Source organism: Caballeronia sp. GAFFF1 (assembly GCF_023630705.1).
Taxonomy (GTDB): Bacteria; Pseudomonadota; Gammaproteobacteria; order Burkholderiales; family Burkholderiaceae; genus Caballeronia.
Window position 1 is genome coordinate 79,105 of the sequence record NZ_JALQEM010000013.1, and the last position, 14,737, is coordinate 93,841.

Below are 14,737 nucleotides of genomic sequence, written 5' to 3' on the forward strand. Positions count from 1 at the left end.
GACTCCCTATGGCAAACGCCAACATCAATCGTCAGATACTGCTCGTTTCGCGCCCGCAGGGCGAAGCGTCGGCGGACAACTTCAGGCTCGTGGAGACGCCGCTCGCGCCGCTTGGCGAGGGCCAGGTGCGCGTGCGCAATCACTTTCTCTCGCTCGATCCGTACATGCGCGGACGGATGAACGACACGAAGTCGTACGCGCCGCCGCAACCGCTTAACGAGGTCATGATTGGCGGGACCGTCGGCGAAGTGATCGAGTCGCGCAACGCGGCGTTCAAGGCGGGCGACAAGGTCGTCGGCATGTTCGGCTGGCAGGAATACGGCACGTCCGATGGCAAAGGCATGCAGATAGTCGATACGACTCACGTGCCGCTTTCCGCGTATCTCGGGCCGGTCGGCATGCCGGGCGTGACCGCGTGGTACGGGCTCAACCGCATCATCGAGCCTAAAGCGGGCGAGACGGTCGTCGTATCGGCGGCGAGCGGGGCGGTCGGCAGCGTGGTCGGGCAACTCGCGAAAGCGGCGGGCTGCCGCGCGGTCGGCATCGCGGGCGGCGAGGAGAAGTGCCGCTATGTGGTGGAGACGCTCGGCTTCGATGCCTGCGTCGACTACAAGGCGGGCAATCTGCGCGACGATTTGAAGTCAGCCACGCCGAACGGCGTCGATGGCTACTTCGAGAACGTCGGCGGCGAAGTGCTCGATGCGGTGCTCGCGCGCATGAACGCGTTCGGACGGATCGCGCTATGCGGCATGATCTCCGGTTACGACGGCAAGCCCTTGCCGATGAAGGCGCCCGCGCTTCTGCTCACGCAGCGGCTGAAGCTGCAAGGGTTCATCGTCAGCGAGCACATGGACGTGTGGCCGCAGGCGTTGAAGGAACTGGGCATTGCGGTCGCGACCGGAAAGCTCAAGTATCGCGAGACGATTGCGGAAGGCATCGAAAGCGCGCCCGAGGCGTTCCTCGGCCTGTTGCGCGGCAAGAACTTCGGCAAGCAACTCGTGAAGCTGATCTAACGACAGCAGAGGATTCCGCGTGGATCGTTTCGAAGGCAAGGTCGCCGTCATCACCGGCGCGGGCAGCGGATTCGGCCGCCAGTTCGCGCATAAGGCCGCGTCGCTCGGCATGAAGCTCGTGCTCGCCGATATCGACGACGCCGCGCTCGCCGCCACCGTCGACGCCGTGCGCGCGCAAGGCGGCGATGCGCTCGGCGTGCGCACAGACGTCTCGGATGCGGCGCAGGTCGACGCGCTCGCCCAGTCCGCGCTCGATGCATACGGCGGCGTGCATCTGCTCTTCAACAACGCAGGCGTGGGCGCTGGCGGCTTCATCTGGGAGAACAGCGCGAAAGACTGGCAGTGGGTCTTCGGCGTGAACGTGATGGGCGTGGCGAACGGCGTGCGCGCGTTCACGCCGATCATGCTGAAGCAGGCGGAACCGGCGCATATCGTGAACACGGCGTCGGTGGCGGGGCTGCTCGCCGCGCCCGCGATGGGCGTCTACAACGCATCGAAGCACGCGGTCGTCGCGCTCACCGAGACGCTGTATCACGATCTGCGGCTCGCGGGCGCGTCCATCGGCGTGTCGCTCTTGTGTCCGGCGTTCGTGCCGACCGGCATTGCGGATGCGGAGCGCTCTCGCCCTGACGCGCTAGCCAACGACGCGCCGCTCACCGCATCGCAAAAAATGGCCGCGCGGCAATTGACGCGCGCAGTCGAAAGCGGGCGGCTCTCGGCGCGCGACATCGCCGAGATGACGTTCGACGCGGTCCGCGAAGGCCGTTTCTACGTGATCACGCATCCGGGCATCATGGCGTCGATTCGACTGCGGCTCGACGATATCGCACAACTGCGCAATCCGAGCGATCCGATGTCGATCAAAGGCGAAACCAAGCGGGACGTGTGACGATGCCGCTCAATCCCAAGATCGCGCAGATCCTCGACATGGTCGCGCGCGCGAACCGTCCGCCGTATCACATGCTCACGCCCGGCCAGGCGCGCGCCGCATATGCGATGAGCGCGCCCATTCTCGATATCGCGCCCTCGCCGCTTCATAGCGTCGAAGACATGGAGATCGCCACGCGCGATGGCGCCGAGATCGGCGTGCGCGTCTATCATCCCGCCGCGCCGAGTTGGGCCGAGCCCGCACCGGCGTTGCTGTATCTGCATGGCGGCGGCTTCACGGTCGGCAGCATCGCGACGCACGACGCGCTTTGCCGCAAGTTCGCGCACGACGCGCGCTGCGCGGTGGTATCGGTCGATTACCGGCTCGCGCCCGAGCACAAGTTTCCGGTCGCCGTGAACGACGCGTTCGACGCGCTGCAATGGCTCGCGCGCGAAGCGCCGATGCTCGGCATCGACCCGGCGCGGCTCGCCATCGGCGGCGACAGCGCGGGCGGCACGCTCGCCACCGTCTGCGCGGTGCTTGCGCGCGACGCGGGCATTGCGTTGCGGTTACAACTGCTGATCTATCCGGGCACGAGCGCGCGGCAGCAAAGCGAATCGCATGCGCGGCTGGCCGAGGGCTATCTGCTTTCGGGCGAGACGATTCAGTGGTTTTTCGCCCAATATCTGCGCGACGACCGCGACCGCGACGACTGGCGCTTCGCGCCGCTCGATGCGGCGGGCGGCCAGCCGGATTTCGCGGGCGTGGCACCCGCGTGGATCGCGGCGGCGGACCATGATCCGCTCTACGACGAAGACATCGCGTACGCGGCGAAGCTTGCGGCCGCGGGCGTGCCCGTTACGCTCGCGCGCTACGAAGGCATGATCCATGAGTTCTTCAAGATGGGCGGCTTCGTGCCGGAAGTGGCGCAGGCGCATGGGGATGCGGTAGCGGCGGTGAAGGGCGCGTTTGAGAGCTGAGGCGCGGCATGGTCGAACGTTTCACAACTCGATGATGAAAGCCGTCCGTTATCGCCGCGCGTGATGCACGCGTTTTGAAGATGGGCGGCTTTGTGCCGGAAGTGGCGCATGCCGATGCAGTGGCGGCGGTAAAGGGCGCGTTCGAGAGCTGAGGCGCGGCATGGTCGAACGTTTCCAACTCCGACGATGCGAGCCGTCCGTTATCGCCGCGCGTGATCCGCGCGTTCTTCAAAATGGCGGCTTCGCGCCGGAGTGGCGCATGCGGATGCGGTCGCGGCGCTGAAAGGCGCGTTTGAGAACTGAGGCGCGGCATGGTCGAACGGTTCACAGCTCGATGATGTGAGCCATTCGTTATCGCCGCGCGTGATCCACGCGTTCTTCAAAATGGCGGCTTCGTGCCGGAAGTGGCGCCGGCGCATGCGGATGCGGATGCGGTAGCGGCGTTGCAGGGCGCGTTTGAGAGCTGAGGCGCGGCATGGTCGAACGGTTCACAACTCGATGATGCGAGCCATTCGTTATCGCCGCGCGTGATCCACGCGTTTTTGAAGATGGGCGGCTTCGTGCCGGAAGTGGCGCTTGCGGATGCGGTCGCGCCGCTGAAAGGCGCGTTTGAGAGCTGAGGCGCGGCACTTCCGAACGTCCCCCAACTCGACGATGCGAGCCGTCCCTTATCGCCGCGATGGGCGTTTGGTGTCCGAAGCGGCGAACGCTGACACGGTGCGGACGCCGAAAGCCACGCTCATGCAATATCGAACGAAAACGCGCGCCCCACATTCCCCGGCCTGACGACCCGATGCGAGCCGTCGTCATCGCTGCGCTCCTTGATCGCCAGCGAGAAGCCGCGTGCAGTCTGCAGCACGCGCAGCGCGGTCGTGCTGCGCGTGCCGTAATCGGGCGTCTCGATGAACGCCGCCGACAACACGCGCTCTCGCTCGATCGAAATGCCGGTGGACGGCAGATGCTCGTCATCGGCGATACGCGGATCGCGCAGCGTGTCGATCAGCACGTCGAGCGACGGATGCTCGCCATCATGAATCAGATCGGCGAGCGCCTGCCGCTGCGCAACGAGCTTCGGCCAGGGCGTGTTCAGAAGGCTGTTCGCGAGACCGTGCACGCCGGCTTCGAGCAGCGCGGGCGGCGCGTCGGCGCGATTGCCGTACCAGCCGAGCTCGCGTCGCGTGAAATCGCCGCACAGCAGGTTGAAGCCGTTATAGCGGTGCCCTTGCTCCGCCACGCGCCGCAGATAGTGCAGCGGAGTTGCGCGTTCGCCCGCGAGAAACGCGCTCACGAGCGTGCCGCGCGTGGGCGCATCCGGGCGCATTTCGCTCGGCGCGCGATAGTTCGTCAGCGCGGCGAAGCGGCCGTCGCGGCTCACGCCGAGCCACGTGCCGCCGCCCGTCAGATCGCGGCCCGCCAGCACGCCGGGCGCATCGGTCCACCAGTGCATCGGCTCGGCATCGCGGCGGAAGAACTCGTCGCGGTTCGCGGCGAGCGTCAGCAGCGCGCAGGCGTCGTCGGAACGCGCGTCCGGGCGGGCGTCGGGCTGCCAGTCGAAGACGATCAGGCACATGAGCGATCAGACGTCGGACGGAAACGCATACGGCAGCGGCAGGAAGTCGAGGCGCGGACCGTCGACGGCACCGATGTGCACCGAGCCGTTATCGAGCGCCGCGAGCTTGATTTCGACCAGACAATCGACGCCGCCGCCTTCCGCCGGCGCCGCATTGACGACCATGCCGCACGGCTGGCCGGGGTCGTCGGAATGAAAGAGCGCCGCGCCGGGCGCGGCCGTTTCGCCGTGCGCGAGCGCCGTGCGCCGCTTGATGGTCCCGCGATACTGACTGCGCGCCACCACTTCCTGACCCGGATAACAGCCTTTCTTGAAGTTGACGCCGCCCAGCACGTCGAAGTTGACCATCTGCGGGACGAATTGCTCGACGGTCGGCTGCGTGATGCGCGGCTCGCCCGCGTGAATGTCGAGCCAGTCCCACAGTTCGGCGGGCCCGCGCCGCAGCTTTTCGTCGAGCTTCGGCAACTGCGCCTCGATATCGGCTTTCGGGCCGACCCACAGAAAGCGCGGACGGCCCGCGGCATCCGGCACGCGGACCAGCGCGCCGTGCGGACCTTCCACCTTGACGTGGATGCCATCGGGCAGCGCGTCGAAGATGCCGGAGAGCGCCGCGCGCACATCGCCCGCGAAACCGACGGCCGCAACCTCGGGCGTCGCGTCGGAGAGCTTGGCTTTCGCGCGCAGCACGAACATGGAGAGGCGTTTTTGCACGGGCGCCTGAATGTCCTGCGAGATCAGGAGACGCACGGCGTCGGCTGTGCGCCACATAAGGAATGAGCCGAGCAGGCGGCCCTTGGCCGAGCAATAGCCCGCGAGGCGCGCGGTGGAGGCGTCGAGATGCTGGACGTCGTTGGTGACTTGGTTATGCAGGAACGCGACGGCGTCATCGCCTTTCACGTCGATCACGCCGAACTGCGTGAGCGGCATGTGGACGCCCGCGGTCCTGACGGCTTCGAAATCGGCGGCGGCGAGGGAACTGGTCTGGGAATTCATAGGGACGATGTGTCGATGCGAAAGGCGCGGCCGGTCGATCCGGCCCCGCGCAGGTGGCAAGTCATTATATGGGGGTTGGGCGGGGCGTGTTTTAGACGGACGCGGAGCGGCGGCGGGGCAGGGATTGGCGGGTTATGGCCTGTTTGGATACGCATCACGGCGCACGGTTAGCGCGTAAGCGTCGACCAGCGCCTGTCGTGCGAAAGGCTCACCGGATTGGTTGAATCCGCGACTAGACCGGCTTGGTGGCGTTAGCCGCTGCATGCAAGGAGAACTGCGTGTGGCGTTAGACGGCGCGCTCGATCGGCCCGCCAGCGTAGTCGTCGCGGATTGCGCCGCCAGCTACTTACAGTCGACTACGCCCGCGCCGCGCGACGGCGAATTGTCCGTCGGTGCGTGCTTATCGTGTGCGTTCAGGGGCTCGAAACAGATGCCGCGGCGGCCGTTTCACTCGCCCCTGTCGTCGAAACTGGGAGAGGCGGTTTGGGCGGCCTTCCGTAGCACGGCTTGCCCACATGTGGCGCGATGATCCGCGCCACACTGCCGTCTTCGTCAGGCCCGATCAGCCGTTACTGCCCAGCCGGCGACCTCACGCTAGGCGTCGCGAGCGTGTTATTGCTCGTGGCAGGAGCGGTAGTCGCCGTGCCGTTCGTGCTGCTCGGCAGGCCCGAGTTCGGCGCGCCGCCGGACATGCCGCTGGCGGAGCCCGTCACGCCCGGCGAGCCGTAGCCGCCCGTCGCGCCGTTAACCTGATTCGCGGGGCTCGCCGTGCTGCCCGTCGAACCGCCGTTGGAACCGCCCGCCGAGCCGCCGCCGCCCGCCTGCGCGAACGCGCCGCCCGACAGCGTCAGCGCGGCGACCGCCGCGATCAATGTGCTCATTGCCTTGCTCATGATCTCTTCCTCCTTGATCGTTCTCCAGGAATTGAGGCAGACGCTCACCGCCTGCTTAATTGAATGAGTCGCAAACGCCGTGCCGCGTTCGGCCGGTCGTTCGCGTTCCGCGCCCGGTCCGCTCTGACCGAAGCGTGGCCGCATCTATACAATACGGGTCGAAATCGGTCGAACGGCCGCAAGAGGGGAGTCGCACGCTGCCCTACCGGCGCGCACCTCTCCGTCATCACTCCATAACTGCCTCTATTCGTCGTGTCTTTCCTGAAGAAATGCGTCGTGGCCGCGCTGCTCGTCGCGATACTCGCAGCGGCCGTCGCGGGCGGCGTCTATTACTGGGCCAATCGGCCGATGACGCTTTCGCCCGCCGAACTCGATGTCACCATCAAGCCGCACAGCAGTCTGCGCAGCGTGAGCGCGCAGCTGAATCGCGGCGGCGTGCCGGTCGAGCCCGAACTATTCGTGCTGATGACGCGCGTGCTCGGCCTGTCCGCGCAGCTTAAATCCGGCAACTACGCGTTCAAGAGCGGCATCACGCCTTATGAGGTGCTGCAGAAAATCGCGCGCGGCGACGTGAACGAATACGTCGCGACCGTCATCGAAGGATGGACGCTCCAGAAAATGCGCAGCGAACTGGACGGCAATCCCGCGCTCACGCACGACACGGCCGGGATGAGCGACATCGACTTGCTGAAAGCCATCGGCGCGACGGAAGTGGACAAAGCATCCGCCGAGGGCCTGTTCTTCCCGGACACCTATCTCTTCGACAAGGGGACGAGCGATCTCGCCGTCTACAAGCGGGCGTATCGCACGATGCAAAAGCGCCTCGCCGAAGCCTGGGCGACGCGCGCGCCGAACCTGCCGTACAAGACGCCGTACGAGGCGCTCATCATGGCGTCGATCGTCGAGAAGGAGACGGGGCGGGCCTCCGACCGTCCGCTCGTGGCGGCGGTGTTCGCGAACCGGCTGCGCATCGGCATGCCGCTCCAGACGGACCCGAGCGTGATCTACGGACTTGGCTCGACCTACGAAGGCCATCTGAAGAAAAAGGACCTGCAGACGGACACTCCGTACAATACCTACACGCGCATGGGCCTGCCACCGACGCCGATTGCGCTGCCGGGCGTGGCCGCGCTCAGCGCCACGCTGAACCCCGCCCCGAGCAGCGCGCTGTATTTCGTGGCGCGCGGCGACGGCAGCAGCATCTTTTCCGACAATCTGGGCGACCACAACAGGGCCGTCGACAAGTACATCCGGGGTCAATGATGGCGCGCGGCACTTTCATCACGTTCGAAGGCATCGACGGCGCGGGCAAGACCACGCATCTCGACTGGTTTCGCCAGCAGCTCGAAGAGAAAATCGCGCCGGGCGGCCACCATGTCGTCATGACGCGGGAACCCGGCGGCACCGCGCTCGGCGAAACGCTGCGCGGCATTCTGCTGAATCAGCCGATGGACCTCGAAACCGAGGCGCTCCTGATGTTCGCCGCGCGCCGCGAGCATCTCGCGCAGGTGATCGAGCCGGCGCTCGCGCGTGGCGACTGGGTGCTGTCCGACCGCTTTTCGGACGCGACTTTCGCGTATCAGGGCGGCGGCCGCGGCCTGCCGCGCGACAAGCTGGAGGCGCTGGAGCGGTGGGTGCAGGGCGGGTTCCATCCGGATCTGACGGTGCTTTTCGACGTGCCGACCGAGACCGCGAGCGACCGCCGCTCGGCCGCGCGAGCGCCGGACAAGTTCGAAAGCGAGTCGGACGCGTTCTTCGAGCGCACGCGCGCCGAATATCTGCGTCGCGCGGCGGAGTCGCCTGAGCGTTTCGTCATCGTCGATTCGACCCGGCCGATCGACGCGATCCGCGAGCGTCTGAAAGACGTGATCGCGGGCCTCTGACCTTCACGACATAGAAGATGATCTACCCCTGGCAAACCGACGACTGGCAACACCTCCAGCAACTGCGCGCGCACTGGCCGCACGCGCTCTTGCTGCACGGAGAGGCGGGCATCGGCAAGCTCGCGTTCGCGCAGCATCTCGCGCAGGGGCTCTTGTGCGAGACGCCGGCCGGCAACGGCGAGCCGTGCGGCACGTGCCCCGCGTGCCTGTGGTTCTCGCAAGGCAATCACCCGGATTACCGCGCCGTGCTGCCCGAGGCGCTCGCCGCGCTGGCCGGACCGGCGGGCGCGGATGACGCATCAGCCGACAAAGCCGACGACGGCGAAGGCAAGAAAGCACGCGCGCCCAGCAAGGAAATCAAGATCGAGCAGGTGCGCGCGCTGCTGGACTTCTGCAGCCTCGGCTCGCATCGCGGAGGCTTGCGCGTGGTGCTGCTGTATCCGGCCGAGGCGCTCAATGTGGCCGCGTCGAATGCGCTTCTGAAAACGCTCGAAGAGCCGCCATCGGGCGTCGTGTTTCTGCTCGTGTCGGCGAGAATCGACCGGCTGTTGCCGACGATCATCAGCCGCTGCCGTCAATGGCCGATGAGCCTGCCCGACGCCGATGCGGCGCGCGCGTGGCTCGCCTCGCAAGGCGTGGACGACGCCGCGAGCCTGCTCGCCGAAGCGGGCGGGGCGCCGCTCGCCGCGCTGGCGCTCTCGCACGACGAAAACCGCGTGCTACGCGATTTCGCGCTCGCCCAACTCGCCGCAGGCCCGAACTGCGATGCCTTCGCGTGCGGCGAAAACCTGCAGAAGCTGCCCGTGCCGATGGTCCTCGGCTGGCTGCAACGCTGGCTCTACGATGTGCTCGCGCAACGCACCGCCGGCCGGCCGCGTTATTTCCCCGGCGCGGGCAAGGCGCTCGCGCGCTGCGCGCAAGCCGCCGATCCTGCCGCGCTCGCCCGCTGCATCAAGGCCGTCACGCGGCAGCGCGCAGTGGAGAATCATCCGCTGAACGCGCGGCTCGTCTTCGAAGAACTGTTTCTCGCGTATCGCGGGATTTTCACCGCCTGATTTTCGCTTCGTTCCCAACGCCATTGCCCATGAGTCTCACGTATCGCGACGCCACCCTCGACGACCTGCCCGCCATCGTCGCCATCTACAATTCGACGATCGCCTCGCGCCAGGTGACCGCGGACCTCGATCCGGTCAGCGTCGAAAGCCGTCTCGCGTGGTTTCATTCGCACGGCCCGAACGCGCGGCCGCTGTGGGTGGTCGAAGAGGGCGGCGCCGTCATCGCGTGGCTGAGCTTTTCGGATTTCTACGGCCGGCCGGCATATGCGCGCACCGTCGAAGTCAGCATCTATCTGGACGAGCGCGCGCGCGGCAAGGGGCTCGGCAAGCAACTGCTGCGCGAAGCACTGGAAAAGGCGCCGTCGCTGCAGGTCGATACGGTGCTCGGCTTCGTCTTCGGCCACAACGAGCCGAGCATGAGGCTTTTCGCGAGCTTCGGCTTCGAAGCCTGGGGCACGCTGCCGCGCGTCGCGGTGCTCGACGGCGTGGAACGCGATCTCGTCATTCTCGGGCTGCGTCTGGAAGACGCGCGCAAGGGAAAGACGGCCTGAGTCAGAATCAGTAGCAAGGAGCACGGGATGTTCGTCGATTCGCACTGTCACATCAATTTCGAAGGGTTGGCCGACCGGCTGCCGGACGTGCTCGACAACATGCGCGCGCACGCGGTGACGCATGCGCTGTGCGTGTCGGTGGACCTGGAGACGTTACCCTCGGTGCTCGATATCGCCGAGCGATGCGATAACGTCTATGCGTCGGTCGGCGTCCATCCGGACCACGAGGACGCGAAAGAGCCGAGCGTCGCGGAACTGGTCGAACTGGCGGCGCATCCGAAAGTCTGCGCGATCGGCGAGACCGGACTCGACTACTATCGGCTGGAAGGCCGCAGCATCGCCGACATGGAATGGCAACGCGAGCGGTTTCGCACGCACATCCGCGCCGCGCACGCGACGGGCAAGCCGCTCATCATCCATACGCGGTCGTCGTCGGAAGACACGCTGCGCATCATGAAAGAGGAGCGCGCGAGCGTGCCGGGCGGCGTCATGCACTGCTTCACCGAGCCGTGGCACGTAGCGGAAGCGGCGCTCGCGCAGAACTTCCATATCTCGCTCTCCGGCATCGTCACGTTTAAAAAAGCGACGGACGTGCAGGACGTCGCGCGGCGCGTGCCGCTCGACCGGCTGCTGATCGAAACCGACTCGCCGTATCTCGCGCCGGTGCCGTATCGCGGCAAGCCGAATGAACCTGCGTACGTGAGTTATGTCGGACGTTTCATCGCGCAGTTGCGCGAGCAGACGGACGAAGCGGTGGCGCAAGCGACCACCGACAACTTCTTCCGGCTTTTCAAGATCGCGCGCGCGGCTGCCTGAGCACTGTGGGGCGAGCGTCGCGATTCATCGTTTCATGCAATTCGAAGGTCCACTATGAACAATTCCCCGATGGTTTCCACTCAATCCGCCACGAATGCACGCACGCAGCCCGCCGCGCGCGGCGGCAGGCGCGCGGCGGTGCGCGGGCTTTTCGCGGGCGCGCTGGTCGCGGCGTGCGCGTTCGCGCAGCCGGTCTGGGCCGCTTCCGTGGACTCGCTCATCAAGGCAGTCAAGTTCGACGACGTGTCCGAGGTCAAAAAACAGCTCGCGCAGGGCGCCGACCCGAATACGGTCGATAACACCGGCGCGCCGCTGCTCGTCATCGCCGCGCGCGAGAAGTCGGACAAGGTCGGCCAGTTGCTCGCCGACAACCCGAACACGGACCTCGAAAAGACGGACTCCGCCGGCGAGAACGCGATGATGCTCGCCGCGCTCAACGGCGACGCCACGTTCGTGAATCTGCTGATCGCGAAGGACGCCGAAGTGAACAAGAAGGGCTGGACGCCGCTGCATTACGCGGCGACCAACGGCCACGACGACATCGTGAAGATCCTGCTCGACCATTCCGCCTACATCGACGCCGGATCGCCCAACGGCACGACGCCGCTCATGATGGCGGCCCGCGGCGGCCATCTGTCGACGTGCAAGCTGCTGCTCGATCAGGGCGCCGACTTGCGCGTGAAGAACCAGATCGGCATGACGGCGGTGGATTTCGCCCGTAAATACAACGAGAAGGATGTCGCGGAAGGTTTGCAGGCGCGCCTCGACGCCATGCAAGGCGGCGCTGCTCAAAGCGGCGCAAATGGGTCAAAATAACACCGCTACGCTCGAAACCGGGCGAGCGCGGTCAGGCGCGGCCGCCTCGCCCCAATACGCCGCCGCTCAACAGACAAGGAAGACCATGCTGCGGGAATTCGCCATCGCCTGTGTTCTTGCGACGCCCGTGTGCGCGTTCGCATTCACCGGCAACGATCTCAACAAGCTCTGCATCAAGACCGACCCGAACTCGCGTACCGCGTGTGCCGCGTATATCGAAGGCGCGGCCGACGGCGTGTACAACACGATCGAAGCCATCGGCGGCACCACGGGGCCGCAAGTCGGCCAGTACTTCTGCCTGCCGGCCGACGTGAAGCCGCAGCAACTGACGGACGCGGTGCGCAAGTACATCGCGGACAACCCCGACAAGGCGAATTTCAACGCCACGACGATGGTTTCGCTCGGTCTCGGCAAGGCGTTTCCCTGCAAGGCGGAACGCTGAACGAACGCCGACGCGCCTCCTAGAGCGGCTCGGGTGATCGGACGCGGCGCGGAAACCCGCACGCCGTTTGCTAGTCGAACGTCGGACAGCGATTCGCCCACATCACACAAAAAACGCAAGAGGAAAGCCTATGAGCCGTCTCGTCGTCGTATCCAACCGGGTCGCCACGCCGACCGAAACCAAGGGCTCCGCCGGCGGACTCGCCGTCGGCGTGTTCGGCGCGCTGAAGGACAGCGGCGGCGTCTGGTTCGGCTGGAGCGGGGACGTGGTGAGCGAGAGCGTCGCGAATCAGGGGCCCACGCTCGTGCAGGACGGCGCCGTGACGTTCGCCACCGTCGGCCTGCCGAAGAAGGACTACGACCAGTACTACCGCGGCTTTTCGAACGCGATGCTGTGGCCCGTTTTCCACTATCGCAACGATCTGGCCGTCTACGACCGCGACGAATACGCCGGCTATCGCCGCGTGAATTCGTGGCTCGCGCACAAGCTCATCAAGCTGCTGGAGCCCGACGACGTCATCTGGGTCCACGACTACCACCTGATTCCGTTCGCCGAGGCGCTGCGTACCGCGGGCATCACGAACCGGATCGGCTTCTTCCTGCATATCCCGTTTCCGTCGCCGCAGATTCTGCTCAACATTCCGCCGCATGAGGAACTGGTGCGGTCTTTGTGCTGCTATGACGTCGTCGGGTTTCAGACCGAAGGCGATCAGACCGCGTTTCACGACTACATCGTGCGGCACGCGCGCGGCACGGCGACCGAGGACGGCCACGTCGAGGCGTTCGGGCGCAAGCTGAAAACGGGCGTGTACCGCATCGGCGTATTCCCCGATGAAATCGCGGAACAGGCGCAGCGCGGCGAGGCGCGGCAGGACGTGATGGACCTGAAGCAGAGTCTCGAAGGCCGCAAGCTCATCATGAGCGTGGACCGGCTGGATTATTCGAAAGGGCTCGTCGAACGGTTTCGCGCGTTCGAGCATTTTCTGGAGAAATCGCCCGAATGGCGCGGCAACGTCACGCTCGTGCAGATCGCGCCGCCCACGCGCTCGGACGTCGAAACGTATCAGCAGATCCGCCAGAACCTCGAATACGAAGCAGGGCGCATCAACGGGCGCTATTCCGGCCTCGATTACACGCCGATCCGCTACCTGAACCAGCGCTATGACCGCTGGAAGCTGATGTCGCTGTTCCGGGAATCGCAGATCGGGCTTGTGACGCCGCTGCGCGACGGCATGAATCTCGTCGCGAAGGAATACGTCGCCGCGCAGAATCCGGACGATCCCGGCGTGCTCGTGCTCTCGCAGTTCGCGGGCGCAGCGGGTGAAATGACGGGCGCGGTGATGGTGAATCCACACGATGTCGTCGGCATGAGCGACGCGCTCGCCCGTTCGCTCGCCATGCCGCTCGCCGAGCGCCAGCAGCGTTACCAGACCAACATGGCGGCGCTGCGCAAACACAATCTCGGCGTCTGGCGCGACGATTTCCTGGCCGACCTTCGCGGCGTGCGACGCAAGTAACAGGCGCGCGAAACGGTTGTTTCCGGCCTGTAACAGAGCGATGAAAGTGCAAGAGAACGCCGGTTCGCGCCGCGTCGCCGTCGATAATGAATCGTCGCGCGGCGGGCCGGCTTGGCGCATCCAACGATCGAGGGAAACCCTCGTTAGCCAGCTGACAGTCTGCTGTCATACTCAGTCTCGCGCGACGCATTAAGAACACGAGCACACGCTCGCACGTCGAAGTTCGCATGGAGACGAGAACGATGAGAATTGCCCAAATTGCCCCGTTGACCGAGTCGGTCCCGCCCAAGCTGTACGGCGGCACGGAGCGCGTCGTGTCGTATCTCACGGAGGCGCTCGTCGAGCTCGGCCACGATGTGACGCTGTTCGCAACCGGCGATTCACAAACCAGCGCGAAGCTGGAGGCCGTCTGGCCACGCGCGCTGCGCCTCGACCCGGCGATTCGCGACCGCATCGCGCCGCACATGCTGCTCATGGAACTGGTGCGCCGCCGCGCCGAGGAGTTCGACGTCCTGCATTTTCACATGGACTATTACTCCTTCTCGCTCTTCAACCGGCAGGACACGCCGTTCGTCACGACGCTGCACGGGCGGCTCGATTTGCCCGAGCAGCAGCCGGTGTTCGATACGTTCAACACCGCGCCCGTGATCTCGATCTCGGATTCGCAGCGCCATCCGTTGCCGCAGGCGAAGTGGGTCTCGACGGTCTACCACGGCCTGCCGGAGACGCGTTATGTGCCGCAGCCGGTCGAGCAGAAGTACCTGGCGTTCCTAGGGCGCATCTCGCCGGAAAAGCGCGTCGATACGGCCATTCGCATCGCGGGGCGCTGCGGCTTGCCGATCAGGATCGCCGCCAAGGTCGATGCAGCCGATCACGAATACTTCGAGCGCGAGATCGCGCCGCTGCTGGAGTTGCCCTACGTCGAATTCATCGGCGAGATCAACGACGCGCAGAAAGCGGACTTCTTGTCGGGCGCGCACGCGCTGGTTTTCCCGGTCGACTGGCCCGAGCCGTTCGGACTCGCCATGATCGAGGCGATGGCGTGCGGCACGCCTGTTATCGCGTTCAATCGCGGCGCGGTGCCGGAAGTAGTGGACGAGGGCGTGTCGGGTTTTATCGTGGAAGACGAGATCGGCGCAGTCGCGGCGGTGAACCGGCTGCATACGCTCTCACGCGCGGGCGTGCGCAGGCGCTTCGAGGAGCGCTTCACGTCGCACCGCATGGCGCGGCAATATCTCGAGGCGTATCAGGCCGTGGTACGCGCGCAGAAGCGCTCGCGCTTCAAGCTGATCGATCGCGCGGCGACCTGAGTCCTCGAACCACGAGAGCAAGAACGAAAAA

At 65.8% G+C, this 14,737-nt stretch carries 15 protein-coding genes and 1 pseudogene; 13 read left to right on the top strand and 3 right to left on the bottom strand.

What is annotated here, in order from left to right; translation table 11 throughout:
* The first annotated feature begins 8 nt into the window (after nt 1–8).
* The 4 genes and pseudogenes from NCR37_RS06615 to NCR37_RS28690 form a co-directional block, all read left to right on the top strand.
* Entirely contained in the window at nt 9–1,013 is a 1,005-nt protein-coding gene (locus NCR37_RS06615) for an NADP-dependent oxidoreductase (protein ID WP_250472297.1), read from the top strand.
* A gap of 19 nt (nt 1,014–1,032) precedes the next feature.
* Complete coding sequence (locus tag NCR37_RS06620; protein WP_250472298.1) at nt 1,033–1,902, top strand: SDR family oxidoreductase; 870 nt, start codon at nt 1,033–1,035, stop codon at nt 1,900–1,902.
* A 2-nt stretch (nt 1,903–1,904) separates the two neighbouring features.
* Nucleotides 1,905–2,861, top strand: a complete 957-nt coding sequence (locus NCR37_RS06625) for an alpha/beta hydrolase (RefSeq protein WP_250472299.1) — start codon at nt 1,905–1,907, stop codon at nt 2,859–2,861.
* Between the two features lie 357 nt (nt 2,862–3,218).
* Nucleotides 3,219–3,328, top strand: a pseudogene (locus NCR37_RS28690) (alpha/beta hydrolase); the annotation flags it as partial.
* A 272-nt stretch (nt 3,329–3,600) separates the two neighbouring features.
* Here NCR37_RS28690 and NCR37_RS06630 read toward each other — a convergent pair.
* The 3 genes from NCR37_RS06630 to NCR37_RS06640 all read right to left on the bottom strand — a co-directional run bounded on the left by NCR37_RS06630 (nt 3,601) and on the right by NCR37_RS06640 (nt 6,317).
* Entirely contained in the window at nt 3,601–4,431 is an 831-nt protein-coding gene (locus NCR37_RS06630) for an NRDE family protein (RefSeq protein ID WP_250472300.1), read from the bottom strand.
* Between the two features lie 6 nt (nt 4,432–4,437).
* On the bottom strand, nt 4,438–5,424 hold the full coding sequence (gene ygfZ / locus NCR37_RS06635; RefSeq protein WP_250472301.1) for a CAF17-like 4Fe-4S cluster assembly/insertion protein YgfZ: 987 nt from the start codon (nt 5,422–5,424) through the stop codon (nt 4,438–4,440).
* A gap of 569 nt (nt 5,425–5,993) precedes the next feature.
* A complete protein-coding gene (locus NCR37_RS06640; protein ID WP_250472302.1) occupies nt 5,994–6,317 on the bottom strand; it encodes a hypothetical protein in 324 nt (107 codons plus the stop codon).
* Between the two features lie 252 nt (nt 6,318–6,569).
* Between NCR37_RS06640 and mltG the strand changes: the two genes are divergently transcribed.
* From mltG to NCR37_RS06685, 9 genes are all read left to right on the top strand, one after another.
* Entirely contained in the window at nt 6,570–7,580 is a 1,011-nt protein-coding gene (gene mltG, locus NCR37_RS06645; protein WP_206468128.1) for an endolytic transglycosylase MltG, read from the top strand.
* Entirely contained in the window at nt 7,580–8,200 is a 621-nt protein-coding gene (gene tmk / locus NCR37_RS06650; protein ID WP_250472303.1) for a dTMP kinase, read from the top strand. Before mltG ends, tmk begins: the two co-directional genes overlap by 1 nt.
* 17 nt (nt 8,201–8,217) lie before the next feature.
* The gene (locus NCR37_RS06655) at nt 8,218–9,255 is read left to right on the top strand and encodes a DNA polymerase III subunit delta' (protein WP_250472304.1); all 1,038 of its coding nucleotides are present in this window, start codon (nt 8,218–8,220) and stop codon (nt 9,253–9,255) included.
* Nucleotides 9,256–9,284: 29 nt separating this feature from the next.
* The gene (locus NCR37_RS06660) at nt 9,285–9,806 is read left to right on the top strand and encodes a GNAT family N-acetyltransferase (protein WP_250472305.1); all 522 of its coding nucleotides are present in this window, start codon (nt 9,285–9,287) and stop codon (nt 9,804–9,806) included.
* 27 nt (nt 9,807–9,833) lie between these two features.
* Nucleotides 9,834–10,622 (top strand): TatD family hydrolase, encoded by a 789-nt coding sequence (locus NCR37_RS06665; RefSeq protein ID WP_250472306.1) that lies wholly within the window; start codon nt 9,834–9,836, stop codon nt 10,620–10,622.
* Between the two features lie 69 nt (nt 10,623–10,691).
* Nucleotides 10,692–11,438, top strand: coding sequence for an ankyrin repeat domain-containing protein (locus NCR37_RS06670; protein ID WP_250472307.1), 747 nt, complete (start codon nt 10,692–10,694; stop codon nt 11,436–11,438).
* A gap of 85 nt (nt 11,439–11,523) precedes the next feature.
* Complete coding sequence (locus NCR37_RS06675; RefSeq protein ID WP_175940309.1) at nt 11,524–11,880, top strand: Rap1a/Tai family immunity protein; 357 nt, start codon at nt 11,524–11,526, stop codon at nt 11,878–11,880.
* A gap of 130 nt (nt 11,881–12,010) precedes the next feature.
* Nucleotides 12,011–13,396 (top strand): alpha,alpha-trehalose-phosphate synthase (UDP-forming), encoded by a 1,386-nt coding sequence (otsA, locus tag NCR37_RS06680; RefSeq protein WP_250472308.1) that lies wholly within the window; start codon nt 12,011–12,013, stop codon nt 13,394–13,396.
* Between the two features lie 242 nt (nt 13,397–13,638).
* Nucleotides 13,639–14,706: a glycosyltransferase family 4 protein gene (locus tag NCR37_RS06685; protein WP_250472309.1), complete on the top strand. Its 1,068-nt coding sequence runs from the start codon at nt 13,639–13,641 to the stop codon at nt 14,704–14,706.
* Nucleotides 14,707–14,737 lie beyond the last annotated feature (31 nt).

Bases quoted from the DNA above. Each gene is read 5' to 3' on its own strand.
- NCR37_RS06615 (WP_250472297.1), top strand. From the start codon at position 9: ATGGCAAACGCCAACATCAATCGTCAGATACTGCTCGTTTCGCGCCCG.
- NCR37_RS06625 (WP_250472299.1), top strand. From the start codon at position 1,905: ATGCCGCTCAATCCCAAGATCGCGCAGATCCTCGACATGGTCGCGCGC.
- NCR37_RS06630 (WP_250472300.1), bottom strand. From the start codon at position 4,431: ATGTGCCTGATCGTCTTCGACTGGCAGCCCGACGCCCGCCCGGACGCG.
- ygfZ (WP_250472301.1), bottom strand. From the start codon at position 5,424: ATGAATTCCCAGACCAGTTCCCTCGCCGCCGCCGATTTCGAAGCCGTC.
- NCR37_RS06640 (WP_250472302.1), bottom strand. From the start codon at position 6,317: ATGAGCAAGGCAATGAGCACATTGATCGCGGCGGTCGCCGCGCTGACG.
- tmk (WP_250472303.1), top strand. From the start codon at position 7,580: ATGGCGCGCGGCACTTTCATCACGTTCGAAGGCATCGACGGCGCGGGC.
- NCR37_RS06655 (WP_250472304.1), top strand. From the start codon at position 8,218: ATGATCTACCCCTGGCAAACCGACGACTGGCAACACCTCCAGCAACTG.
- NCR37_RS06660 (WP_250472305.1), top strand. From the start codon at position 9,285: ATGAGTCTCACGTATCGCGACGCCACCCTCGACGACCTGCCCGCCATC.
- NCR37_RS06665 (WP_250472306.1), top strand. From the start codon at position 9,834: ATGTTCGTCGATTCGCACTGTCACATCAATTTCGAAGGGTTGGCCGAC.
- NCR37_RS06670 (WP_250472307.1), top strand. From the start codon at position 10,692: ATGGTTTCCACTCAATCCGCCACGAATGCACGCACGCAGCCCGCCGCG.
- NCR37_RS06675 (WP_175940309.1), top strand. From the start codon at position 11,524: ATGCTGCGGGAATTCGCCATCGCCTGTGTTCTTGCGACGCCCGTGTGC.
- otsA (WP_250472308.1), top strand. From the start codon at position 12,011: ATGAGCCGTCTCGTCGTCGTATCCAACCGGGTCGCCACGCCGACCGAA.
- NCR37_RS06685 (WP_250472309.1), top strand. From the start codon at position 13,639: ATGAGAATTGCCCAAATTGCCCCGTTGACCGAGTCGGTCCCGCCCAAG.